At 70.7% G+C, this 23,018-nt stretch carries 21 protein-coding genes; 6 read left to right on the forward strand and 15 right to left on the reverse strand.

Annotated features, from left to right (window positions below; all coding sequences use genetic code 11):
• Positions 1–9: 9 nt before the first annotated feature.
• The 3 genes from TFC3_RS16985 to iolB form a co-directional block, all read right to left on the reverse strand.
• Complete coding sequence (locus TFC3_RS16985; protein ID WP_067500796.1) at positions 10–1,002, reverse strand: substrate-binding domain-containing protein; 993 nt, start codon at positions 1,000–1,002, stop codon at positions 10–12.
• 15 nt (positions 1,003–1,017) lie between these two features.
• Positions 1,018–2,514 (reverse strand): CoA-acylating methylmalonate-semialdehyde dehydrogenase, encoded by a 1,497-nt coding sequence (locus tag TFC3_RS16990; protein ID WP_067500798.1) that lies wholly within the window; start codon positions 2,512–2,514, stop codon positions 1,018–1,020.
• Between the two features lie 72 nt (positions 2,515–2,586).
• The gene (iolB, locus tag TFC3_RS16995; RefSeq protein WP_082772111.1) at positions 2,587–3,528 is read right to left on the reverse strand and encodes a 5-deoxy-glucuronate isomerase; all 942 of its coding nucleotides are present in this window, start codon (positions 3,526–3,528) and stop codon (positions 2,587–2,589) included.
• 153 nt (positions 3,529–3,681) lie between these two features.
• Here iolB and TFC3_RS17000 point away from each other — a divergent pair, with 153 nt between their 5' ends.
• The 3 genes from TFC3_RS17000 to TFC3_RS17010 all read left to right on the forward strand — a co-directional run bounded on the left by TFC3_RS17000 (position 3,682) and on the right by TFC3_RS17010 (position 6,350).
• Entirely contained in the window at positions 3,682–4,413 is a 732-nt protein-coding gene (locus TFC3_RS17000; RefSeq protein WP_067506915.1) for a hypothetical protein, read from the forward strand.
• Positions 4,414–4,429: 16 nt separating this feature from the next.
• Complete coding sequence (locus TFC3_RS17005) at positions 4,430–5,695, forward strand: primary-amine oxidase (protein ID WP_067500800.1); 1,266 nt, start codon at positions 4,430–4,432, stop codon at positions 5,693–5,695.
• Between the two features lie 64 nt (positions 5,696–5,759).
• Positions 5,760–6,350 carry a DUF305 domain-containing protein gene (locus TFC3_RS17010; protein ID WP_067500802.1) on the forward strand — a complete coding sequence of 197 codons (591 nt, stop codon included), beginning with the start codon at positions 5,760–5,762 and terminating at the stop codon, positions 6,348–6,350.
• Positions 6,351–6,360: 10 nt separating this feature from the next.
• Here the strand turns inward: TFC3_RS17010 and TFC3_RS17015 are convergent, their stop codons facing one another.
• From TFC3_RS17015 to TFC3_RS17025, 3 genes are read right to left on the reverse strand one after another with little or no spacing between them, the layout of a single operon-like run.
• Entirely contained in the window at positions 6,361–6,927 is a 567-nt protein-coding gene (locus TFC3_RS17015; protein WP_236718164.1) for an N-acetyltransferase, read from the reverse strand.
• Positions 6,924–8,408 (reverse strand): APC family permease, encoded by a 1,485-nt coding sequence (locus tag TFC3_RS17020; RefSeq protein WP_067500806.1) that lies wholly within the window; start codon positions 8,406–8,408, stop codon positions 6,924–6,926. The genes TFC3_RS17015 and TFC3_RS17020 overlap by 4 nt, the downstream gene beginning before the upstream one ends.
• Before the next feature lie 33 nt (positions 8,409–8,441).
• On the reverse strand, positions 8,442–9,086 hold the full coding sequence (locus TFC3_RS17025; RefSeq protein ID WP_067500808.1) for a GPP34 family phosphoprotein: 645 nt from the start codon (positions 9,084–9,086) through the stop codon (positions 8,442–8,444).
• 217 nt (positions 9,087–9,303) lie between these two features.
• Here TFC3_RS17025 and TFC3_RS17030 point away from each other — a divergent pair, with 217 nt between their 5' ends.
• A complete protein-coding gene (locus tag TFC3_RS17030; RefSeq protein ID WP_173745329.1) occupies positions 9,304–10,074 on the forward strand; it encodes a dioxygenase in 771 nt (256 codons plus the stop codon).
• 119 nt (positions 10,075–10,193) lie between these two features.
• Positions 10,194–11,201 (forward strand): TerC family protein, encoded by a 1,008-nt coding sequence (locus TFC3_RS17035; RefSeq protein WP_067500812.1) that lies wholly within the window; start codon positions 10,194–10,196, stop codon positions 11,199–11,201.
• A 96-nt stretch (positions 11,202–11,297) separates the two neighbouring features.
• On the opposite strand, the gene TFC3_RS17040 is transcribed toward TFC3_RS17035, so the two are convergent.
• The gene (locus TFC3_RS17040) at positions 11,298–11,537 is read right to left on the reverse strand and encodes a hypothetical protein (RefSeq protein WP_067500814.1); all 240 of its coding nucleotides are present in this window, start codon (positions 11,535–11,537) and stop codon (positions 11,298–11,300) included.
• Positions 11,538–11,708: 171 nt separating this feature from the next.
• Positions 11,709–14,435, reverse strand: a complete 2,727-nt coding sequence (locus TFC3_RS17045; RefSeq protein WP_067500816.1) for a LuxR family transcriptional regulator — start codon at positions 14,433–14,435, stop codon at positions 11,709–11,711.
• Positions 14,436–14,565: 130 nt separating this feature from the next.
• Between TFC3_RS17045 and TFC3_RS17050 the strand changes: the two genes are divergently transcribed.
• Positions 14,566–15,378 (forward strand): thioesterase family protein, encoded by an 813-nt coding sequence (locus TFC3_RS17050; RefSeq protein WP_201787175.1) that lies wholly within the window; start codon positions 14,566–14,568, stop codon positions 15,376–15,378.
• Between the two features lie 23 nt (positions 15,379–15,401).
• Here TFC3_RS17050 and TFC3_RS17055 read toward each other — a convergent pair whose 3' ends face one another.
• From TFC3_RS17055 to TFC3_RS17085, 7 genes are all read right to left on the reverse strand, one after another.
• Entirely contained in the window at positions 15,402–15,995 is a 594-nt protein-coding gene (locus tag TFC3_RS17055) for a hypothetical protein (protein WP_067500820.1), read from the reverse strand.
• 8 nt (positions 15,996–16,003) lie between these two features.
• Positions 16,004–17,212: an ABC transporter permease gene (locus tag TFC3_RS17060; protein WP_067500822.1), complete on the reverse strand. Its 1,209-nt coding sequence runs from the start codon at positions 17,210–17,212 to the stop codon at positions 16,004–16,006.
• Positions 17,209–17,928, reverse strand: coding sequence for an ABC transporter ATP-binding protein (locus tag TFC3_RS17065; protein WP_067500824.1), 720 nt, complete (start codon positions 17,926–17,928; stop codon positions 17,209–17,211). Before TFC3_RS17065 ends, TFC3_RS17060 begins: the two co-directional genes overlap by 4 nt.
• Positions 17,925–19,136, reverse strand: coding sequence for an efflux RND transporter periplasmic adaptor subunit (locus TFC3_RS17070; protein WP_067500826.1), 1,212 nt, complete (start codon positions 19,134–19,136; stop codon positions 17,925–17,927). The genes TFC3_RS17065 and TFC3_RS17070 overlap by 4 nt, the downstream gene beginning before the upstream one ends.
• A gap of 65 nt (positions 19,137–19,201) precedes the next feature.
• Positions 19,202–20,707 (reverse strand): cell wall metabolism sensor histidine kinase WalK, encoded by a 1,506-nt coding sequence (locus TFC3_RS17075; RefSeq protein WP_082772113.1) that lies wholly within the window; start codon positions 20,705–20,707, stop codon positions 19,202–19,204.
• A complete protein-coding gene (locus tag TFC3_RS17080; RefSeq protein WP_236718165.1) occupies positions 20,704–21,456 on the reverse strand; it encodes a response regulator transcription factor in 753 nt (250 codons plus the stop codon). Before TFC3_RS17080 ends, TFC3_RS17075 begins: the two co-directional genes overlap by 4 nt.
• A gap of 61 nt (positions 21,457–21,517) precedes the next feature.
• Complete coding sequence (locus tag TFC3_RS17085) at positions 21,518–22,906, reverse strand: efflux RND transporter periplasmic adaptor subunit (protein ID WP_067500829.1); 1,389 nt, start codon at positions 22,904–22,906, stop codon at positions 21,518–21,520.
• Positions 22,907–23,018: the final 112 nt, after the last annotated feature.

Below are 23,018 nucleotides of genomic sequence, written 5' to 3' on the forward strand. Positions count from 1 at the left end.
GGCTCCTGATCAGCGCGTGTTGTTCTTGGTGAACGGCAGGATCGTGGCGATGTTGGCCTTGTCGACGAACGACGGGCCGGTCAGAACCGGGCGACCGCCGCCGATGTCGTTGCCGTTCTTGAGGTACAGGTAGAGCGAGCTGACCGCGAGGTAACCCTGCGCGTACGGCTGCTGGTCCACCGAGAACTCGATCTTGCCATCCTGCACGTTCTGCGCCACCTGCTGGTCCAGGTCGAACGTGGCGACCTTGGCCGACGTACCGGCCTGCTCCTGGGCCTTGATGGTGTCCAGGGCCACCTGCGAGTTGAGCGTCAGCACGTAGTCGATCGACTTGTCCTGGGCCAGCTTGGCTTGCAGCGTCGAGGTCACCGCGGCGTCATCAGCCCCGTTGACCTGCAAGTTCTCGGTGCCGGGGACCTTGCTTCTGAGACCCGCGCAGCGCGCTTCGAGCGACACCGAACCCTGCTGGTGGATCACGCACAGCGGGTGCTTGGCCCCGCCCGCGGCGATCTTCTCGCCCGCCGACTCACCGGCTAGGGTCTCGTCGGAGCCGAAGTACATCAGCGCGCCGAGCTGCTTGTACTGCTCGATGCCGGCGTTCAGCCCGACCACCGGGATCTTGGCCTCGGTGGCCGTCTTGACCGCCCCGGCCAGCGCGTTCGGGGTCACCAGGGTGGTCGCGATGCCGTTGACCTTGGAGTCCACGGCGTTCTGGATCAGTACTGCTTGCTTGGCCGCGTCCGGGTCGTTGGAGTACTTGAGCGTGACGCCCTCGTCCTTCGCGGCCTGCTCGGCCCCGGCGCGCACCTTGTCCCAGAACGCGTCACCGGGGGTCTCGTGCGTCACGAAGGCGATCGTGTAGCCGGAGCTGCCCGGGGCGTTGCCGCCACCGCCGCCGTCGCTGTCGTCGGACTTGTCCCGGCCACCGCTGCTGCACGCGGTCGCGGACAGGGCCACCACGGCCGCCAGCGCGACGAACCGGCCAGCTCGGATGAAAGTCATGCATGCCTCCAGTGATCAACTTGCCGTCGGGAAGTGTAAGGAAGCATCGGGGGCGGCTGCGACCTGCGGCCAGCGAGAGGTGACAACCTTGCCTCGGGTATAGAAGGAGATCCCCTCGGGCCCGTGGATGTGCCGGTCGCCGAAGAGCGAGTCCTTCCAGCCACCGAAGGAGTAGTACGCCATCGGCACCGGAATGGGCACGTTGATGCCGATCATGCCAACTTTGACGCCGCGCTGGAAGGTCCGGGCCGCCTCGCCGCTGCTGGTGAAGATGGCGGTGCCGTTGCCGTACGGGTTGGCGTTGATCAGCTCGATCGCTGCTTCGACGGTGCCGGCGCGCACCACCGACAGCACCGGGCCGAAGATCTCCTCGGTGTAGACGTCCATGGCCGGGGCGACCTGGTCGAGCACTGTCGGGCCGACGAAGAAGCCGTCCTCGTACCCGGCAACGCGCAGCCCCCGGCCGTCGAGCAGGACTTTGGCTCCTTGCGCTTCGCCCGTACCGATCAAACTCTCGATCCGCTCGCGGGCCGCCGCCGTGACCACCGGGCCCATCTCGCTGCGCGGATCGCGGCCCGGACCGACCACCACCTCACCCGCCTTGCGCGTGACCAGCTCCATCAGCGGGTCACCGGCGCCACCCACCGCAACCGCCGCCGAGATCGCCATGCAGCGCTCCCCGGCCGAGCCGAATGCCGCGGCCGAGAGGTGGTTCGCGGCGAAGTCGAGGTCGGCATCGGGCAGCACGATGGCGTGGTTCTTGGCCCCGCCGAGCGCCTGCACCCGCTTGCCCGCCGCCGACGCCTGCTGGTGGATGTAGCGGGCGATCGGCGTGGACCCTACGAACGAGACGGCCGCCACATCCGGGTGCTGCAGCAGCGCGTCGACGGCCACCCGATCGCCGTGCACCACGTTGAAGACGCCGTCCGGCAGCCCCGCCTTGCGCCACAGCTCGGCGATGAAGTTCGAGGCCGACGGGTCGCGCTCGCTGGGCTTGAGCACGAAGGTGTTACCGCACGCAATGGCGACCGGGTACATCCACATGGGCACCATGACGGGGAAGTTGAACGGGGTGATGCCCGCGCACACCCCGAGCGGCTCGCGGAAGCTGAACACGTCCACGCCGGTGGAGGCCTGGTCGGAATACTCGCCCTTGAGCAGCTGCGGAAGCCCGCACGCGAACTCGATGACCTCCAGGCCGCGCTGCACCTCCCCGGCCGCGTCGCTGAGCACCTTGCCGTGCTCGTCCGAGACGATCTCGGCCAGCCGGTCGACGTTCGCGTTCACCAGCTCACGGAAGGCGAACAACACCTTGGTCCGCGCACTGAGCGACGATTGACTCCACGAGACGAACGCTTCCCTGGCCGCCGCCACCGCCGCTTCGACATCGCCCGGATCGGCCAGCGCCACCTCGTGCTGACGCTGCCCGGTTGCCGGATTGAACACATCCCCGCTGCGCGTCGCACCGCCCGCGGTCAGCCGCCCGGCGATCCAGTGCTCGATGAAAGACATGAGCCAACCCTTTCAGAGGTACGTCCGCTGCTGGCGTTTCTGCGCCTCATACTGCGAGCGTGCCGCCCGGCCTCACGCTCGTCTCCGCTCCCGCGCCGAGGTCATCGGCAGCCGGGAGTCCATCTCCTGGTGCGCCCACGAGTCGCGGATCCACGCGTGCGCCGGGTCGTCGGAGAACAGCCAGCGGCGTTCCCCGGGCCCGGCCATGACATTGAGGTAGTACAGGTCGTAGCCCGGCGCGGCCATCGAGGGCCCGTGCCACCCGTACGGGATGAGCACCACGTCGCCGGCCCGCACCGGCGTGCACACGTCGATCTCGCGGCCCGGGTAGCCGTACACCCGCTGGTAGCCCGCCCCTGCCACACCCGAGGGTGACCCGGCCACCTCGAAGTAGTAGACCTCCTCCAGCGCCGTCTCCCCGGCCTGCGGATCGTCGTGCTTGTGCGGCGGGTACGACGACCAGTTGCCGCCCGGCGTGAGCACCTCGACCGCGATCAGCCGGTGCGCCTCGAACGATTCCGGGGTGCAGAAGTTGTTCACCTGCCGGCTGGCCTGCCCCGACCCGCGCAGCTCCACCGGCACCGACTCGGCCGGGCCGTAGCGGAACGGCAGCTTGCGCTCGGCGCGGGCGGCGGGCAGTGCGAACCGGCCGCCGTTACCCGCGCGCAGGGTTACCGAGGACTGCACCGGCAGGTAGGCGAAATCGGTCACCCGGCTGAACACCGAACGCCGCCCGGTCAGCGTGAGCCGCTCGTCGTCGCAGGTCACGTCGCAGCCACCGGACAGCGGCAGCACCAGCGTCTCGGAATCCCCGGTGTGGAAACTGACCCGCTCACCGATGCCCATGTCAAGGACCCGAAGCCCGCTGTACGTCCACCCGGCGCTTTCCGGGGTCACCACCACATCGAACGGGCCGGACCCACTTGCCCCGCGCTTGAGATGCAAGCTCACAGCCGCTGCCGCGATGGCGTACGGCCGGTCGGCGCGCGTTTCGATCAACTCACGAACATCCATCACGGAGCACCGCCCTACGGCGCCGGAGATTTGTTTCGATGTAATAACGCCGCTGCTCTCAGGTCAAGCACGGGGCCCGGCGTACCGCTGTGTCGATATCGGTGATAGTCGTTTTCACAGGGATTGCACAGCCAAGGCGTCACGATCCTGGCCATGCAACGACGAAGAAGATGGGCCTGGGGTCTGGGGATCGCCACGGCCAGTGCCCTCACCGCTTTCGGGGTGGCGTCCTGGCAGGCCAACGCGGCCCCGAACCCGGCGCCGAGCACGGCCGCGGCGGCCGACGCGCCGCGGGTGTCCGACCCGCAGCCCGGCCCGGAAGCCGCGGCGGGCACCGGTGCCGACCCGCTGACCACCGATGAGGTCGGCAAGGCGCGGGCCGCGGCGCTGACCCCGGAGCTGGCGCGCAAGTCGACGGACGTGACCGGCGCGGCCGGGCCGGAATACCTGTCAATCGAGCTGGCCGAGGAGGGCGACGCCCGCACCGCGGATGTCTACTTCTACGACTACAAGACCGACAAGCTGGTCAAGCAGGTGGTGGATCTGCGCACGGGCAAGGTCGCCGGGTCCTACTCCGCCGCCGGGATGCAGCTGCCCGCCTCGGACCGCGAGGTGCAGACCGCCCTCGATCTGCTGATGGCCGACCCGCTGGCCGCCGAGCTCAAGTCGGCGTACCAGCAGGCCACCGGCAAGACGCTGGCCGGCAAGGACGGCCTCACCGTCACCGCGCACGTGTTCAAGGCACGCCCGGCCGACGCCGCCACCAAGCAGTGCGGCAAGCACCGCTGCTTGCAGCTGGTCGTGCAGAGCAAGGACGGCACCTTCATCGACGCCAACGACCTCGTGATCGATCTGTCCGGGCGTACGGTCGCCCGCCTCAAGTAGACGGGACCGCACCGCCATGAACTACCGCAAGATTGCCGCCGGGGGCGCTGTTCTCGCGCTCGCCGGCCTGATGCTCACCGGGACACCGGCCCACGCCAAGGCCCCCGCGGCCGCCTGCGCCGGGTCCAACCAGGTCAAGGAAACGCTGCCCAACGGCACGACCTGGCAACTGTGCTGGCGCATGCAGCCGCAGGCCGGGCTGGTGCTGGAGAAGGTAGCGGTGTCGTACAAGCGCTACCCGCAGCAGTTGCTGGTGCTTGACTCGATCCGGCTGGCCCAGCTCAACGTGCCCTACGACTCCGGTGAGACCGAGTACAACGACATCACCGACTACGGCTTCGGCGGTGGGTTCCTCGAGACGCTCACCGGCGACGACTGCAAGGGCGGCTCGGCGCGCACCGGCTCCGACGGCGCCGCCACGCCGCGCCGGCGCAAGATCCTGTGCGTCAGCGCCGAGCCGAGTGGCCTGGCGTACCGCTCGCACGACTGGGACGCCCAGGGCCGCGAGAAGGTCTACAACAAGCTCGGGCACGACCTGGTGCTGCGTTCGATCAGCAAGGTCGGCTGGTACGAGTACGTGACCGAGTACCGCCTGCATGACGACGGGCAGATCTCGGCCCGTCTCGGCGCCACCGGTGACCTCTCACCGGGCGACTACGTCAACTCCAGCCGGGGCTGGCCGATCGGCAAGAACGCCCGCGACTACGCGTCGATGCACTACCACAGCGCCTTCTGGCGGGTCGACTTCAACATCGACGGCAAGAACAAGGACAAGGTCGAGCAGTACGACACCAAGCCCGACGGTCGCGGCCCGGCCACCGCGAAACTGAAGACCACGAAGACCGACATCGCCAAGGAGGGCTCGTTCAACCGGGCCAACCGGCGCTGGTGGCGCGTGGTCAGCGACACCAGCAAGAACACCGACGGGCACAAGCGGTCGTACGAGCTGTCGGTGGGCGCCGACGACAAGTACGAGGGGCACCCGGAGACCACGCCGGACGTCACCTTCACGCAGAGCCACGCGTGCGAGAAGTACGCCAGCGGCAACGCCGACCCGCAGTGCGCCACCAAGAAGACGATCATCGACTTCGCCAAGGACAAGGAAACCCTCAAGGACCCGGTCATGTGGGTCCGGGTGGGCTTCCACCACGTCCCGCGCGACGAGGACCAGAGCCCGATGCCGCTGCACTGGCAGGGTTTCGACCTGACCCCGCGCGACGCGACGAACATGAACCCGCTCACCCCGGACGGGCGCACCAGCCAGAACGGCCAGCCTCGCTGAGCCAGCATCGCAGCGCCGGCCCGGTGGACCCGTTCCGCCGGGCCGGAACGCCGGGAAGGACACCATGCAGTTACGCCGAGCCGCCGTCGCCCTCGTGCTGGCGGTCACCGCTGCCGCCGTCACCCTCGCCGCCGGCCACGACAAGGGCGAGCCGCAGCCGGCCCCGGTCGCGGCCACCACCACGGACGCACCGACCGCCTTGGACGTCACGTTCGCGCAGATGATGATCGTGCACCACGCGCAGGCCGTGTCGATGAGCAAGGCGTTGCTGGCCAAGCCGGGCGCCCCCGAGCGGATCGCCAACATCGCCGATTTCGTGGCCCACGACCAGCAACGCGAGATCGACGAGATGAACGCGTGGCTGCAGGCGTGGGGCTACCCGGCGGTCGACCCGGGCGACCCCGCCGTCCAGAAGCTGCACGGCGGGGCGGGACACGGCATGATGTCCGCCGGCCAACTGCACCGGCTGGATCGGGCCGCGTTCCCCGAAGCGGGAAAGCTCTACCTGACTCAGATGATCGAGCACCACAACGGCGCCATCACCATGGCCACCTCGTTGCTGCGAAACGAGGGCAACGAGTTCACCCATGGCGTCGCCAAGCATGTGGTCAACGAGCAGACCGCCGAAAACGACGCCATGAGAGCCCTGCTGTGACGCGTGCCGATCAGGCGTCGCGCCACATGCGGTAGAACGGGGTGCCGCCGGGCAGAGCAACCTTGAACGGCGTCAGGTGGTGGTAGCCGAGGCGGCGGTACAGGCGGATGTTGTCCGCGTTCGTCGCCTCCAGATACGCCGGCAGGGTGAGCCGGGCATGCCTGTGCTGCAGCAGTGCGGTGCCCAGTCCGGCACGGCGGTGGTGCGGGTGGACCGCCAGGAACGCGAGATGCCAGTGCGGCTCCAGCGGGTGGTGCCTGCCGAGGATGCGGTGCAGATCCTGGAAGGCCGCAAGGTAAGGACCGGCCAGGGCGGCGAGGCTTCGATCGTACGAGGAATCGGCTGTTTCCGGGGTGGTCCGGTCGAACCACACAGCGGCCGCAGCCGGCTCCCCCAGCGGCCCCGGGATGATGTCGATAGTGGCGGCGGCCGAGGCCAGGTCGAAGAAGTTGGTCATCACCGGCAGCCGGTCCTTCTCGTCGGGCACCAGCGCGTGATTTTGTTCGAGGTCGTCGAAGGCGATCCCGATGAGTTCGGCGACCGCCCGGCGCTCGCCAGCGTGGGCCAGACGGATCACCACTGGTCACCGCCGTCGAGCCGGAACCGGCGGCTACGCGCACCCCAGCCGATGCCCTCGTAGACGCTGGGCCGGGTCCGGCGCAGCGTCAGCGCCCAGATGGCCCCGGCCGCGGCGAAGATGGCATACGCCAGCGGCACGACCCACGTCGGCCGGGACCCGGGCAGCACCCCGAACAGCGTGGCGATGTTGGTGATGGCCAGCGTGGTGACCACGATCAGCAGGGCCGTGGCGGTGAACGGTGCCACCACGCGCCGCCACAGGTTCTCCCCGGCCGGCTCATTGGCGAAGTACCCGAGCACCGCCGCCGAGGTCACCGTGAGCAGCAGCAACACGCCGAGCCCGCCCGTGGAGCCACCCCAGAAGAACAGCTGCACCACCGGATCCCAGCCCAGCAGCGCGTACGCCAGGATCACCAGCAGCCCGAACGCGGACTGGGCGAGCGAGCCGTTCTTGGGCGCACCGGTGCCCGGCACGGTACGCCCGAACGCGCGCGGCAGCACACCCTCGCGCCCGAGCGAGAACGTGTAGCGGGCGATGATGTTGTGGAACGAGATCATCGCGGCGATCAGGGAGGTCAGGAACAGCGCGTGTCCGAGATGGACGGCGGTGCTGCCCAGGCGGTCGGCGGCGAGCAGGAAGAACAGCTCGGGTCCGGTCACCGCGGCGCGCTCGGTCACGTCGGGTCCGGCGGCCGAGATCATCGCCCAGGCCGAGAAGGCGTAGAGGACGGCGATCAGGGTGATGGCGATGTAGGTGGCACGCGGGACCGTACGCCGGGGGTCGCGCGATTCCTCGCTGAACACCACCGACTGCTCGAAGCCGACGAACCCGGTCACGGCCATGACCAGCAGGGCCCCGGCGCCGGTGCCGGTGAGCCCGGCCGGGTTGAGCGGCGCCGCCGAGGCGTGGAAGCCGCCGGTGAACAGGTCGGCGACGCTGAACACCACGACCAGCACGATCTCGGCGACCAGCAGCGTGGCCAGGACCTTGCCGTTGACCGCGACGTCGCGTACGCCGAGCACGGCGACCAGCAGCCAGGCGGCGAGCGCGATGAGCCACCAGGGCAGGTCGATGCCGAACCAGCCGGTCAGCAGCGGCGCCGCGATCGCGCCGAACCCGCCGTACGAGGCGACCTGGAAGCTGTTGTAGGCCGCCAGCGCGACCCAGGCCGCGCCGACGCCGAACGGGCGGCCGAGCCCGCGCGAGATGTAGGCGTAGAACGCCCCCGCGTTGGCGATGTGGCGGGCCATGGCGACGTAGCCGACCGAGAACAGGGCCAGCACCAGCGCGACGGTCAGGAACGCGATGGCCACGGCGGTGAGCCCGGTGACGGCCAGGCCGGTCGGGATTACCCCGGCAACCACGGTCAGCGGTGCGGCGGCGGACATCACGAAGAACACGACAGCGGGTACGCCGAGGCGGTCGCGGGCCAGGGCGGTGCAGAGCCGGGCGCTGCCGGCCGAGGTGGTGTAGGGCATGAGGGGTGCTCCTTGCTGTCGGAGGAGGGGTGATCAGGCCCGGCGGGCCATGACAGCGTCGCCCACTGCCGCTTCGGCGTGGCCGACGAGCAGGTGCAGCGGCTCCGGCAGGCGCCGGCGCAGCTGGTCGAAGAGGTGGTCGCGCCCGCGGGGGTCGAGCGCGACCAGGACGTGCTGGTCCAGGCCGGTGGCGAAGACCAGCCCGGCCAGCACGAGATCGGGGACGCCGAGCAGTTCGCGGCGCTCGGCGGCGACCCGGATGCGGCTGCCGGGGCGGCCGGTGACGACCGTGTCGGCGGGCACGTAGCGCAGCCGGGTGCCGAACAGGCCGCGGGTGGCGATGCGCTGCACCAGCCCGGCCCGGGTGAGTCGGCGCGAGATCAGATCGGCCGCGACGCCGGTGGACAGGTAGGCGATCCAGTCGCGCACCCCGCGGCGCTGCTCGCGGACGAGCTGGCCGAGCACGGCGGTGGTGGCCAGGTCGGGCGGCGGGCGGTCGTCGAGCACGACCAGCCGCTCGTCGCGCAGGTCGAGGCGGCGCAACAGGATGAGTTCGGCGAGCACGGCCGAGGACAGGCCGAGCCCGAGCGTGGCGGGCGTCAGCACACAACGGCCGCGCACGGTGTCGTGGGCGGCCAGGTAGAGGTCGTCGGCGAGCGGTACCTGTGCGATGAGCACGAGGACCCTCCAAACAAGCGGTCGAAAACGGATGCGGACAGCACGGGGCCACCTTCCGTACGGACGGCAGCGCCCGTAGGGACACCGCGTAGTGTGGCAGTCCCGTGACTACTAGCGCAACGCCTAGTAGTCAGAGGCTAAGGAAAGGTTTAGTTGACGCATCAAGTAGATGGGCGTACGGTGGAGCCCAGTTAGTTGAAGGCTCAACGGAGGCATCATGAGCGCGCTGCCCGCCCTGTTCCTCAGCCACGGCGCCCCGCCGCTGGTCGACAACCCTGCGTGGGTGGCCCAGTTGCAGCAGCTCGCCGCGGATCTGCCCCGGCCCAGGGCGATCCTGATGGCCTCGGCGCACTGGGAGTCCGCGCCGCTGATGCTCGGCGCCACCGAGACCGTGCCGCTGGTCTACGACTTCGGCGGCTTCGCCCAGCGCTACTACGAGGTGCAGTACCGCGCCCCCGGCGCCCCCGAACTGGCCGCCCGGGTCGAGAAGCTGATGCCCGGCACCGAGCACGTCGTGCGCACCAACCGCGGCCTCGACCACGGCGCGTACGTCCCGCTGTCGGTGATGTATCCCGATGCCGGCATCCCGGTGCTGCAGATGTCGCTGCCCACCCTGGAGCCCGATCGCCTGCTCGACCTCGGGCGCCGGCTGGCCCCACTGCGCGACGAGGGCATCCTGATCGTCGGCTCCGGCTTCACCACGCACGGGCTGCCGTTCCTGCGCGACTGGAGCGAGGACGCCAAGGCCCCCGGCTGGTCGCGGGAGTTCGACCACTGGGCCGCCGAGGCACTGTCGCGTGGCGCCGTCGACGAGCTGGCCGACTTCCGCCGCCTCGCCCCCGGGATGCCGTACGCCCACCCGACCATCGAGCATTTCGCGCCGATGTTTCTGACGCTGGGGGCCTCCAGCAACCCCGGACAGCCCGCCGACCAGCCGATCGAGGGCTTCTGGATGGGTTTGTCGAAACGCTCGTTCGTGGCCGCCTGAGCCGGGACAAAACACCGCTCATCCGGGGCTTTTCAGGATTCTCCCAGTCTGACCAGCGATTCTAGGGGTACCCAAGAGCTCCCCAAGCCTGTTCTGACGACGCCGGAGGTTCTCCCCTGATGCTTGAGGTCACCGCGCTCGGCTGGACGCTGACCATTGGGGTCATCGTCGCCCTGCTCGCCCTCGACCTGACCCTCGGCGTGCTGCGCCCGCACGCCGTCGGGTTCCGTGAGGCCACCGCCTGGTCGGTCTTCTACATCGCCGTCGCCGTCCTCTTCGGCGTGGTGTTCGCCCAGGTCGCCGGCTGGGACTACGGCACCGAGTACTTCGCCGGCTACATCGTCGAGAAGAGCCTGTCGGTCGACAATCTCTTCGTCTTCGTGATCATCATGAGCACGTTCGCGGTGCCCGAGAAGTACCAGCAGGAGGTGCTCACCTTCGGCATCATCATCGCGCTGGTGCTGCGGGTCATCTTCATCGCGCTCGGGGCGACGCTGCTGTCGCTGTTCTCGTTCATGTTCCTGATCTTCGGCCTGCTGCTGATCTACACCGCGGTGCAGCTTTTCCGCCACCGCGAGGAAGATCCCAGCGTCGACGACAACGCACTGGTCAAGGCCAGCAAGCGGCTGTTCCCGGTGACCGACGAGTACGTCGGCGGCAAGCTGTTCGCCCGCATCGACGGCAAGCGGATGGCCACCCCGCTGTTCATCACGCTGATCGCGATCGGCAGCTCCGACCTGCTGTTCGCGCTCGACTCGATCCCCGCGGTGTTCGGGGTGACCGAGCAGGCGTACATCGTCTTCGTCGCCAACGCCTTTGCCCTGCTCGGCCTTCGGGCGTTGTTCTTCCTGGTCAAGGGTCTGCTGGACCGGCTGGTGTACCTGTCCACCGGGTTGTCGCTGATCCTGGCGTTCATCGGCGCGAAGCTGGTGCTGCACTGGCTGCACGAGGACATCTGGCACGCCGCGCCGCAGATCAGCACCCCGGTCTCGCTCGGCGTCATCGTGGTGGTGCTGGCCATCACCACCGTCGCCAGCCTGATGAAGACGCGCAACGACCCGAAGGCCAAGGCGCATGCCGGCAGCCTGCGCGCGGCGCCGTCCCGCGAGGAAACCGAGCAACGCTAGACCCGCGAGGAGATCCCGCACGCAACGCGGCCCCGGCAAGGCGCCGGGGCCGCGTTGTTCTGGTCCGCTGAGGTTCTGGTCCGCTGAGGCCTGAGGTCAGCCCGGATAATTGGCCGGCCAGGTGCGCTGGCGCTCATAGTCCTGGGCGTTGAGGATGTCGCGGATCTGCCGGGTGTCCTGCGAGGAGTGCCGGCTGAGGATCAGGTCGAGCTCGGCGCGTTCGGCGGGCGTCTGAAACGCCGCGAGTTCCACGCACAACTGACGGTGGGCGCGGCGCTCGGTGCGGCGGTGGGCCAGGGTCACTTGAACGTCCTTGATGAGGGTCTTGAGCGGCATGGTGCTCTCCTGACGCTGAGTAGTCGTCGAGGGCGTGATCGCCTTCGACCTCAAGACTTCCCGCGCCACGTACCGCCGCCAAATCGCGCAGGTTAAACCCTTGTAGCGCCGATCACGATCAACGGCATTTGCGCTGCTCAGGGCCCTTGGTGTTTGACGCCACAGCGGAGCTTAATCGAGGGATCGTTCAGGTAGCCGCTGCAGCAACTGGGTCCGCGAACGCACCCCCATCTTGCGGTAAACCCTGGTCAGCGTGGCCTCCACGGTCTTCACGCTGAGGAACATCCGGGCCGCGATCTCCCGGTTGCTCGCGCCATCGCGCACGAGCCCCGCGATGCGGGCCTCGGTGCCGGTCAGGCCCAGGTCCGCCGGGGGCGCGCTGGTTCCCTCCGTACGAGCCAGCGCGCGCTCGGTCTGCTCCATCCACGGCTTCGCGTCCGCCGCGAGGAAAATTGCCAGAGCCGCCCCGATCGCCATGCGAGCCGCCGCATACCGCCGCCGCCGACGCTCGGCTCCACCTTGGACGAGCAGCGCGTGCGCCTGTTCGAGCGGCTGGTGCAGGACCTCGAAGCGATGCGCGGCCGACTCCGACAGCCGCACTGCCGAATCGGGTTCGCCGCTCTCGGACAGCACCATCGCGGCGGCCCGGTCCAGATAGCCGTCCAGCGCAGGACCGGCCCCCAGCCGCTCGGCCGTGCGGCGCGCCTCGGCCAGCGTGGCGACCGCCTCGGCATGCTCACCCAGCGTGGCCAGCCCGGCAGCCAGATCCCCCTGCCAGCGCACGATCATCGGGTCGCCGGCCCCGCCCAGCACCTGCAACCGGCGCAGCGCAGCCACCCCGGCCCGCGCATCCCCGGCGCGCAGCTCGGCCTGGCCGAGCGCGTGCAGGTTGCGGCTCAGGTAGAGCCCGTCGCCCTCCTGCTCCGAGGCGCGCACCCCGCGGCGGGCGTACCCGGCAGCGGCGGCGAGGCTGCCTCCGGCCAGCTCGGCAACCGCGGCGGTGTACCAGGTCGGGCCCGGGCTCAGGCCGGCTCGGGCGGCGGCGGCCACGGCGCGGTGGGCGTACCCGAGGGCGTCGTGGCAGCGCCCGGCGCGGGTGGCCACTTCGGACAGACTGCGCAGCACCTCGACCAGCGCCTCGCCGGTGCGGTCCTGCTCGGCGACCGCCAGCAGCACGAGCAGCTCCGCGCGGGCCTCGTCGAGCCGATCGTCCATCATGGCGAACCGGGCGGCCGCATAGCGTGGGCTCAGGTGCAGCCAGCCCGGAATCAGAGGGGCGGGCAGGGCCAGCGCGCGGCTCAACGTACGGGCCCACACCGGTTCCCCTCGTAACCGCTGCACCTGCGCCAGCGCGCTGAGCGCCATGGCCTCGGTCGCCGTGTCCCCGGCCGTGCGTGCCGCGCCCGCCGAGGCAGCAGCCCGCGACGCCGCCGTGTCCGCGGCCCCGGTCAGAAACGCGGCCCACGTGTGGCGCAGCAACACCGGCGCCAGCAACGCCGGATCCTTCGATGCCTCATGCAGCGCCGCCGCGAAGGTCTCCCCCATGTCGGCCAGCGCCTGCCCGGCCAGGTCCAGCAGCACCACCCGCGCCCGGACCCGGTAGTCCGCCGGCGCGTCCACCGCAGCGATCACGGCCTCGGCGGCCCGCCCGGCGATATCCGGCGCCCCCGCGGTCGCCCCCGTCCCGGCCGCGGCGATCAGCCATGCGAAGCGGTCGGCGGCCAGGCTGCGCGGGCACCGGTCGGCCGCCAGCAGGTACAGCTCGGCGGCGGTGCGCCCGGCACTGCGCCCCAGCGCCCGCTCGGCCGCGGCGACCAGATCACGCGCCACGTCGGCGTCGGGACGGCCACTGCGCAGAGCCCGATGCCGTACGGCCACAGTCTCGTCAAGCGCCGCGTCGGCCAGAGCATCGTGCACCCCGGCCCGCCGCGCCGCGCCGGCGTCCTCGGCCAGCACGGCGGCCAGCGCTGGCGGGGTGAACCGGATCGCGTCGCCGTCCAGCTCCACCACCCCGGCAGTGGCGGCCGCGCGCAGATCGCGGGCGGCGTCCTCGTATCCGGCGCGCACCAGGGTCGTGACCAGCGGCTCGGTGGCCAGCGCGGCGACCAGCAGGGTTGCGGTGACCGAGGGTGGCAGGGCGGCCAGGCGGCGACGCAGCAGGGCTCGTACCGGCTCGGGCAGCGGTGACGGGCGCCAGGGCGGGCCGGGAGCGACCGCGCTGCCCAGGGTGAGCGCGAGGAACGGGTTGCCGCCGCTCGCCTCGTGCAACCGGGTGGCCGTGCGGCACGGCAGACCCCGGGCTTCCAGCATGGCGGTGAGGTCGTCGGCGTCCAGCGGCGCCACCAGCAGGTCGGTGACCGGGGCCGGGCACAGCCGGGCCGCCCGGTGCGGACCGGTGTCGCCGGGGTAGCGCTGCGCGGCGACCACCCGCACCCGCTGGCCCGGGCGGCGGCGCATGGCGAACGCGATCAGGTTGGCCGACTCGGTGTCGAGCCACTGGGTGTCATCGAGGATCAGCAGCACGGGCGCGGTGCGGGTGCAGAAAGCGAGCAGGCCGGGGAGCACGAGCCGGCGGGCCAGGGCGGGGGCTCCGGCGCGCGGGGTGCTGCCGCGGCGCAGACCGGTCAGGGCCGCGCGGTGGGCGGGGGGCAGGGCTGCGACGGCGGCGTCGGGGAGCTGGGCCACAAGATCGGCGATTCCGGCGTACGGCAGCAGCTTCTCGCTCTCGACCGGCCGCAACCGCACGACCAATTCGCCCCGCGCGCACGCCGCGTCGGCAACCGCATCGAGCAGCGCGCTCTTGCCGATGCCCTCGGATCCACGCAACGCGACCCCGCCGCCGGAGCACAGCCGCGCCTCGATCGCGGACCGCAGCGACGCCCTTCCGAACAGCGTCACAACTGGACTCCCCAAGTGAACATGGATGGAACACTATGAAGCGTAGAAAAAGCCGGGCCCATCCATCAACGACTTCGCATACGAGAATGCCCATACGTGCCCCGGTATGGATCGTGGCTACGCTCGGCTGGTGACGAGTTACTTCCGGCGCACCGGCCCGCACACGTTCCAGCCCACCGAGCTGACCGGGGGTGCCTGGGCCCTCGACGAGCAGCACATCGCCCCGATGACCGGGCTGATCGTGCACGAGGTGGACCGGCTGGTGGCCGCGCGCGGCGGTGACGAGCTGGTGACCGGGCGGATCAGCATGGACATCCTCGGCGTGCTCAAGGTGGCCGACGAGTTCGAGCTGACCGTGCAGGTCATCCGGCCGGGCCGCACGATCGAGCTGCTGGAGGCCGTGGTGGTGACCCGGGGACGCGCCGCGGTCCGGGCCCGGGTGTGGCGGATGGGTCGCACTGACACCGCCGCGGTGGCCGGGGGCGCTCCCGAGCCGCTGCCGGACCCGGAGCAGCTGGGCACGTATTCGCTTGGCGATGTCTGGGGTGGCGGCTACATCGCCTCCATCGCCCTGCGGCCGGTCGTCGCGTCTGTCCCCGGGCGCGGCACGGTGTGGATCGGCACGGACACCAGCCTGGTGGCCGGCGAGCAGGCCGGCGAGCTTGCCGAGTGGGTCAAGCTGATCGACACGGCAAACGGCATCGCGGTGCGCGAGTCACCCATGGAGTGGATGTTCCCCAACCTCGACCTCACGATCCACCTGCACCGCCAGCCGCGCGGACGCTGGACCGGCCTGGACACCGAGGTGATCTTCGGCGCGGACGGTCAGGGGCTGACCAGCTCCACCCTGCACGACGTGCACGGCCCGGTCGGGCGCGCCGAGCAGATCCTCACCGTCCGGCAGCTTCAGGCATTTCATCGGTCTCCCGTGCGGACGGGCTGACCAGCCGATGGGCGGCAGGCGCCCTAATTCTTGCTCTTGGTCACTGCCGATGCGGTGACGGTGCCGTCGGTGCCCGCCGAGCCTTGCACGCTGACCGAGTCGCCGGCCTTGAGATCCTTGAGCTTGCCCTTGGTGGCGGTCTCCACGGCGGTGCTGCCGCTGGTCTTGACGGTCACGACGGTGCCGTCGGAGGTCTCGACGTACACCGTGCTGCCGTCGACCAGCTTGACCTTGCCCGTGGTGGAACCGGCGGCGGCGGAGGCACCGGGGGCCGCCGCTCCAGGCATCGCGCCGCCGCCGGGGTTCTGGCCGCCCGCGTTCTGGCCGCCCGCGTTCTGGCCGCCCGCGTTCTGGCCGCCGTAGTAGCCGCCGCCGAAATTGCCACGGCCCGTGCCGCCGGTGCCGCCACCGGGACGCGCGGCCGTGCTCTGGCTGGTGCCGTAGTGCTTCTGCACCTGCAGGCCGCCGACGAAGCCGCCGCACAGCAGCACCGCCGCGCCCAGGCCGATGGTCGTCTTGCTCCACCACTTGCGGGGTGCCGCCTTGGCCAGCTCGGCCGCGAGATCGTCCTGCGGGGCGTCGCCGACCGGGGGCAGGACCGCGGTGTCGTCGTTCATGGGGGTCCTCACTCGTAGCGCAGCGCGTCGATGGGGCGCAGCCGGGCCGCGCGGCTGGCGGGCAGGCCGCCGAAGAACAGTCCGATGGCGATGGACACGCCCAGGGCGAGCCCGACCGAGCTGGGCACGATCACCGGTTTCACCCCGACGATCTCGAAGCTGCTGCCGATCAGCGCGGCGGCCACCCCGAGCGCCCCGCCGAGCACGCTGAGCAGCGTGGCCTCGATGAGGAACTGGGTGAGGATGACCCGCCGGGGCGCTCCGAGGGCCTTGCGGATGCCGATCTCGCGGGTCCGTTCGGTGACCGTTACCAGCATAATGTTGGTGATGCCGATGCCGCCGACCAGCAGGCTGATCGCCGCGACGGCGCCGAGCAGGGTGGTGAAGGTGCCGGCCGTCTCGGTCTGCGTGGCCAGCAACTGCGAGGCGTTCTGGATCCGGTACGGCGTGGAGGTGCTCGCGGCGCCGGTGGCGCTGACCTCGAGGCGCTGGTCGAGGATGGTGGACACCTCGGACTGCACGGCGTCGACCTTGCCGGGGTCGGTGGCCTCGACCAGAATCGAGTTCAGCGATCCGTAGCCGGTGAGCACCTGGCGTACCGCGGACATCGGGGCAACGGCGGTGTCGTTGCTGTCCTGAAAGCCGGTGGAGCTCTTTTGCTGCAGCACCCCGACCACGGTGAACAACGCGCCGCCCACGGTGACCTGCTTGTCGAGTGGGTCGACGCCGGGGAACAGTTCCTCGGCCACGGTCTGCCCGAGGACCACCACCCGGCGGCCCTGTGCCTCGTCGTCGGCGGTGAACGCCGCGCCGGTGCCCACGGGGGTGTTCGAGGCGGCGAACCAGCCCGGCGTCGTGCCGACGAAGCTGCTCACGTCGTGGTCGGTGCCCTCGTACGTCAGCGTGGCCGACGAGCTGACCACCGGCGACACCGAGGCCACGTCGGGGGCCAGCACCGGATCGGCCAGGGCGTCCGCGATCTCCGGGGTGAGCGCGGTGCTGGTCGAGCCACCCCGGCCGCTGCTCAGCACGGTGATGGTGTTGGTGCCCAGGGCCTCGATCCGGTCGCTGATCGCCTTGGCCGAGCCGTTGCCCACCGCGACCAGCAGGATCACCGCCGCCACGCCGATGAGGATGCCGAGCATGGTCAGCGCGGAGCGCAGCTTGTTGGCCGACAACCCGCGCAGCGCGAAACGCACCACTTCGTAGAAGCTCATGCCTGGTGCCGTCCCGTGGCGAGGACCGGCGCCTGGCGCTGGTCGGTGACGATGCTGCCGTCGACAAGCCGGATCAGCCGCTTGGCCCGATCGCCCACCTCGGGTTCGTGGGTGATCAGCACGATGGTTCTCCCGGCCGCGCTGAGCTGGTCGAACACTGTGAGCACGTCGTCGGTGGAGCGGGTGTCGAGGTTGCCGGTGGGTTCGTCGGCCAGCAGCAGGGCCGGCTCGGTGACCAGGGCGCGGGCCACGGCCACGCGCTGCTGCTGGCCGCCGGAGAGCTGGTTGGGTTCGTGCTTGGCGCGATCGGCCAGCCCGACGACCTCCAGGGCGGCCATGGCCCTGCGGCGGCGCTCACGCGGTTTGACCCCGGCGTAGGCGAGCGGAAGTTCGACGTTGGCAACTGCGGTCGTACGGGGGATGAGGTTGAAGGCTTGAAAGATGAAGCCGATGAGCCTGTTGCGGGCCAGGGCGAGCTGGCGATCGGCCAGGCGGCTCACGTCGACGCCGTCGAGCAGGTATTGACCCGAGGTGGGCACGTCGAGGGCGCCGAGGATGTTCATCAGCGTGGACTTGCCCGAGCCGGACGAGCCCATGATGGCCACGTAGTCGCCGCGTTCGACGACGAGGTTGACGCCGCGCAGGGCGTGCACGGTGGCTTCGCCCGTACCGTAGATCTTCTTGAGCTCGCGCACGTCCAGAACCGGTGCCGTCATCGTCCGCCCCGGGTTCCGCCGCCACCCTGGACGCCACCGCCGGGCGCTCCTGCGCCACCGTTCAGGCCGCCGAAACCGCCGCCGCCCAGGCCCGCGCCGCCGTTCTGCGTGCCCGTCGTCGTGCTGGTGGCCTTGAGCAGCACCTGTTCGCCGGCGGTCACCCCGGAGGTGATCTGGGTGGCGGTGTCGCCCTCCAGTCCGATTTCGACCTGGCGGGTCTCCGGCACACCATCGGTGACGACGGTGACCGAATGCCGGTTACCGACCGTGGTCAGCGCCGCCGAGTTGACGTACACCGCGCCGGCAACCTCGCCGGTGGTCACCGAGACCGACACGGTCTGGCCGGGCTTGGCGCCGGTGGGCACCTTGTCGAGGCTGAGCGTGACGCCGTAGGTGACCACGTTGTTGCTGGTGGTGGCCTGCGGGTCGACGGCGACGACCTTGGCGGTGGCCTCGGTGTTGTTGAGCGCGTTCCAGGTGACCGTGGCCGCCTGCTTCTCCTTGAGCCTGGTCGCGTCGGCCTCCGCGAAGCCCGCCGTGACCTGCAATTTCGTCAGGTCCGCGAGGTCGATGAAGCCCTCGCTGGCCGTCGTCGTCTGAGCGTTTTGTCCCGTTTGCGCCCCGGCGTTGCCGCTGGTGCCGGATCCGGACGACGACCCCCCCGAGGAACTGCCGATCGTGCCGTTGACGGCGACCACCGTGCCCGCCATCGGGGCCTTGAGCGTCGTCCCGGACACCCCTGCCTCGGCCTCGTCGACAGCGAGCTGGGCCTGGGTGACCTCATTCTCCGCGGTGCTGGTGTCCGAGCCGGCGTCCTGCGCGCGGGTCAGCGAGTCGCGCGCGGCGTCCAGGTCGGCTCCGGCGGCAGCCAGGGTGCGGTTCGCGGCGGCCGGATCCACCTTGGCAAGCACCTGGCCCTTCTTCACCTTGTCGCCGACCTGCACCGAGATGCTGGTGACGGTGCCGCCGGTGACGAAGCTGGCGCTGGCCGAGCTGGCGCTCTCCAGCGAGCCGTCGGCAGAGACGGAGGCGGTCACGGTGCCCTGCTGCACGGCGACCGATCGGGTAGTGGGTGCGGCGGGCGTCGCGGAGTCCGGGCCGGACAGCGTCTCGTACGCCCAGAACGCGCCACCGGCGAGCAGGAGACCGAGGACGGCGTTGACCGCCACGGAGGGGCGGCGCAGGGATCCCAGGCGAGGGGCAGGCATGACGGACACTGTGACCAGGTCCCCTCAAGGAAGGTTCGGCGTAACCTGGGAGCCACCTCGGAACCTCACAGCCGGTCACCCGAGGCGGGCAGCAGCACCCGGAACGTCGCCCCTGACCCGCGCGCCGGATCCAGTTCGACCCACCCGCCGTGACCGTCAACGATCGCCGCCACGATGGACAGCCCGAGCCCCGACCCGCCACCCTTGCCGCGCGTACGCGACGAATCCGCCCGATAGAGCCGTTCAAAGACGCGCGGGGCGTGCTCAGCGGGAACGCCCGGGCCGTCGTCGCACACTTCCAGGACCGCCAGGGGTACGTCCACAGCCCCCCGCCCCGAGCTGACCACCTCGGCGCGCGGCACGTAACGGTCCACCCGGCCCACGCGGACCGTAACGGTGGCCGGCTTGATGGTGTGCTGCAACGCGTTGGCCACCAGGTTCGTGGCGACCTGGCGCAGCCCGTGCTCGTCGCCCAGCACGGTGGGCGGTTCGAAGGTGTCGCTGTCGTCATCGAGGGCGGCCAGTCGTACCGGGCGGTCCGGGACCCGGGCGTGCGCGTCGCGGATCGTGTCGGCGGCGATCTCCAGCAGGTCCACCGGGCGCAGCACCGGCGGGCGTTTCTGGTCCAGGCGCGCCAGCATCAGCATGTCCTCGACCAGCACACTCATCCGGGCGGCCTCGCCCTCGATGCGGCTCATCGTCTCGTCGAGCTGCGGCCCGGGTGGTGCCCCGCCGCGCCGGTACAGTTCGGCGAACCCGCGGATCGAGGTCAGCGGGGTGCGCAACTCGTGCGAGGCGTCCGCGACGAACTGGCGCAGCCGCTGCTCGGAGTCCGTGCGGGCGGACACCTCGGCTTCGATGCGCGAGAGCATCAGGTTGAGCGCGTTGCCCAGCCGGCCGGGTTCGGTGTGCGCGTCGGTGTCGGCGACGCGGCCGGACAGGTTGCCCGCCGAGATGGCGGTGGCCAGCTGTTCCATCCCGGTCAGCGGGCGCAGCCCCAGCCGTACGACAAAAGCGGCCCCGGCCGCGAGCAACGCCAGCACCAGCAGGGTGACGCCGACGTCGATGACGGCCAGCCGCTCGACGGTTTGTTCCACCTCGACCAGCGACGAGCCGATGACCACCACGCTGCCCGAGGCGGTGTCGGTGACCGCGAGCAGCCGCCAGTTCGCGCTGCCGTCGACGGCATCAACGGTGTACGGCTCGCCGGTGAGCGCGTGCGCCTGCACCTCGGCAACCGGTTGCACGGGTGGGCGGGTGGCGTCGGCGGTGGAGCTGCGCGGCGGGTCAAGGGTGCCGGCGGCGGTGTAGACGTACATGACCTGGTCGGCGCCGAGCCGGAACCGGGCGCGGGGGAACTGGCTGGCCTCCGGCGGGCGGTTCGCGTTGACGCTGGTGAACGGCCGGACCATGCCGGTGAGCTGCTCGTCGATGCGGTCACCGAGATAGCCACGGATCAGCAGCAGCCCCGCCACGTTGGCGATCATCAGCGCCACCGCTGCCAGCGCGGCGACCACCAGGACGAGCCGGGAGCGCAGCGTCCAGTGGCCCCAGCGCCGGACTGCTCTCATTCGTCGCCGCGAGGCAGCCGCAACGCGTATCCCACGCCGCGCACGGTGTGGATCAGCGGCTGCCCGGTCGTGTCGATCTTGCGCCGCAGGTAGTAGACGTAGGACTCGACGATGCGCCCGTCGCCGCCGAAGTCGTACTTCCAGACCCGGTCCAGGATCTGCGCCTTGCTGACCACCCGGCCGGAGTTGATCATCAGGTACTTGAGCAGGTTGAACTCGGTCGGCGACAGGTCGATCAACCGGCCCGCGCGGCGTACCTCGTGGGCGTCCTCGTCCAGCTCCAGGTCGGCGTAGCGCAGCGTGGCGGCCACCGCCGGCGCGTCCAGCTCGGGCTGGCTGCGGCGCAGGATCGCCCGGATCCGCAGTACCACTTCCTCGAGGCTGAACGGCTTGGCCACATAGTCGTCGGCCCCGGCGGTCAGCCCGGCAACCCGGTCCTCGACGGTGTCGCGCGCGGTGAGGAACAGCACCGGCGTGCTGCACCCGGCGGCCCGCAGGCGCCGGGCTACCTCGAAGCCGTCCAGGTCGGGCAGCATCACGTCGAGCACCACCAGGTCCGGCTCGAAATCCTCAACCACGACGAGCGCGCCATGGCCCGACTCGGCGACCCGGACGTCAAAGGCGACCAGGCGCAACGTGGCCGAGAGCAGCGCGGAGATGTTGGGCTCGTCGTCGACCACCAGGACCCGGGCCGGCCGGGACGACGGCGGCTCGGACAGGGCGACGGAACCTCGCGAATCGGAATGCACCCGGAAGAACTATCAACGCTACCTTTGAATTGCCTTTGAATGTGGTGTGCGCCCGCTGGGCTCACCACGACCGGGCCACCACGTCCCCCTGCACCAGCCCGGCGGCGATGCCGGTGTACTGGTCGCCGCGCAGACCGATGGTGACCGTGAGCTGGGCGCCGTCCTTGAGCACGGTGCCGCTGGTGCCGGCCACGTCGTGCACGGCGGTGCTGGGCACGCGCAGCACATCCTGGGCGGAGCCGGTGGTCACCCGCACCGCGGCGCTCTGCCCGACGAGCAGGTCGGTGGGCGGGTCGTCGAAGGAGAGCAGGACGCCGTAGCGGACCATGGTGCCGTCGCTGGTGCCGACCGGGTCGACCTGCACGACGGTGGCGCCGAGATCGTCGCCGGTGCGGTTGGCCAGGGCGATGGTGGCTTTCTGGCGTGCGGCCAGGGCCCCCGCGTCGGCTTCGGGGAAGTCGGCGCTGACCTGCATGTCGTACACGTCGGCGAGGCTGATGAAGGTGGACCCGGCGCCGACCTGGCTGCCGACCTGGCCGGCCACCGACAGCACACGCCCGCGGATCGGGGCGGTGATGGTGGCGCCATCGAGGTTGTCCTCAGCGTTCTCAAGGGCCACCTGCGCCTGGTTGACGCGCTGCTGGGCGCTGAGCACAGCATCCCCGCCGCCGCTTCGGGCCCCGCCACTGCCATCGGCGCCATTGCCAGCGCCGCTGCTCTGCGAGCACGTGCCACCCGCACTGTCGCCGCTTTGTCCGCTCTGCCCCTGACCACCGCCGTTCTGCGCGCCATTTTGCCCACCCTGGCTGCCGTTCTGCCCGCCGCCTGAAGAGCCGGTCTGGCTGCCACCCGGGGTGCCGTTCTGGCCGCCGGTCGAAGTCCGCGTGGGAGTCGGCGAGGGCGCTGTGGTCCGCGACGGCTCAGGGGCGGCCGTGGCGCTCGTCTTCGTCGGCACCGGCGTCACGGTCCGCGTCGGCCGCGGGCTGCCGGTAGCCGAAGCGGCAGGAGCTGGATCGGCGTACGCAGCGGGCGCAACGCAACCGGTTGCCGGTGTGGCCGCCGCATCCTGCGCCGAGGTCAGCGCGTCCTCCGCCTCGGTAAGCGCATCGCGGGCCGAGCCGACCGCCGCCCGCGCGTCCGTGTCGTCCACCGTGGCGAGGGTGTCCCCCGCTCCCACCGTGGAGCCCGCGCGGACTTTCACGCTTTCCACCGTTCCGGCGACTGCGAACGAGAGGGTGCGGGTCTGGGCCGGTTGCAGCGTTCCGGTGGTGGCCACCTCGGTCGTGACCGCGCCCTTGTCGACCGCCACGCTTACGGGCTGCGCCTGGGGTTTGTCGCCCGCGCCCGCGGTGAGGGCACGCGCCACCCCGGCGGCCAGCGCCAGGATCACGACGATGCCGGCGGCCACCCATGCCCAGCGCCGGTTCATCCCGGTCGAGCCGATACCCATGGGCGCACAGTGTTGTGCCTTGTCCTCGCCGTGGGCTCGGTCCTGGCTCGAAGTTGGCTCGGAGCGCTCATAGCCAATTCCGAGGATGGCCGGAGGTTGCAGCGAGGTGCGC

The organism is Actinoplanes sp. TFC3 (assembly GCF_001553785.1).
Classification (GTDB): domain Bacteria; phylum Actinomycetota; class Actinomycetes; order Mycobacteriales; family Micromonosporaceae; genus Actinoplanes.

Excerpts from the sequence above, each read along its gene's own strand:
- TFC3_RS16985 (WP_067500796.1), bottom strand. The coding sequence starts at position 1,002 with ATGACTTTCATCCGAGCTGGCCGGTTCGTCGCGCTGGCGGCCGTGGTG.
- TFC3_RS16990 (WP_067500798.1), bottom strand. The coding sequence starts at position 2,514 with ATGTCTTTCATCGAGCACTGGATCGCCGGGCGGCTGACCGCGGGCGGT.
- iolB (WP_082772111.1), bottom strand. The coding sequence starts at position 3,528 with ATGGATGTTCGTGAGTTGATCGAAACGCGCGCCGACCGGCCGTACGCC.
- TFC3_RS17000 (WP_067506915.1), top strand. The coding sequence starts at position 3,682 with ATGCAACGACGAAGAAGATGGGCCTGGGGTCTGGGGATCGCCACGGCC.
- TFC3_RS17005 (WP_067500800.1), top strand. The coding sequence starts at position 4,430 with ATGAACTACCGCAAGATTGCCGCCGGGGGCGCTGTTCTCGCGCTCGCC.
- TFC3_RS17010 (WP_067500802.1), top strand. The coding sequence starts at position 5,760 with ATGCAGTTACGCCGAGCCGCCGTCGCCCTCGTGCTGGCGGTCACCGCT.
- TFC3_RS17020 (WP_067500806.1), bottom strand. The coding sequence starts at position 8,408 with ATGCCCTACACCACCTCGGCCGGCAGCGCCCGGCTCTGCACCGCCCTG.
- TFC3_RS17030 (WP_173745329.1), top strand. The coding sequence starts at position 9,304 with ATGAGCGCGCTGCCCGCCCTGTTCCTCAGCCACGGCGCCCCGCCGCTG.
- TFC3_RS17035 (WP_067500812.1), top strand. The coding sequence starts at position 10,194 with ATGCTTGAGGTCACCGCGCTCGGCTGGACGCTGACCATTGGGGTCATC.
- TFC3_RS17040 (WP_067500814.1), bottom strand. The coding sequence starts at position 11,537 with ATGCCGCTCAAGACCCTCATCAAGGACGTTCAAGTGACCCTGGCCCAC.
- TFC3_RS17055 (WP_067500820.1), bottom strand. The coding sequence starts at position 15,995 with ATGAACGACGACACCGCGGTCCTGCCCCCGGTCGGCGACGCCCCGCAG.
- TFC3_RS17060 (WP_067500822.1), bottom strand. The coding sequence starts at position 17,212 with ATGAGCTTCTACGAAGTGGTGCGTTTCGCGCTGCGCGGGTTGTCGGCC.
- TFC3_RS17065 (WP_067500824.1), bottom strand. The coding sequence starts at position 17,928 with ATGACGGCACCGGTTCTGGACGTGCGCGAGCTCAAGAAGATCTACGGT.
- TFC3_RS17070 (WP_067500826.1), bottom strand. The coding sequence starts at position 19,136 with ATGCCTGCCCCTCGCCTGGGATCCCTGCGCCGCCCCTCCGTGGCGGTC.
- TFC3_RS17075 (WP_082772113.1), bottom strand. The coding sequence starts at position 20,707 with ATGAGAGCAGTCCGGCGCTGGGGCCACTGGACGCTGCGCTCCCGGCTC.
- TFC3_RS17085 (WP_067500829.1), bottom strand. The coding sequence starts at position 22,906 with ATGGGTATCGGCTCGACCGGGATGAACCGGCGCTGGGCATGGGTGGCC.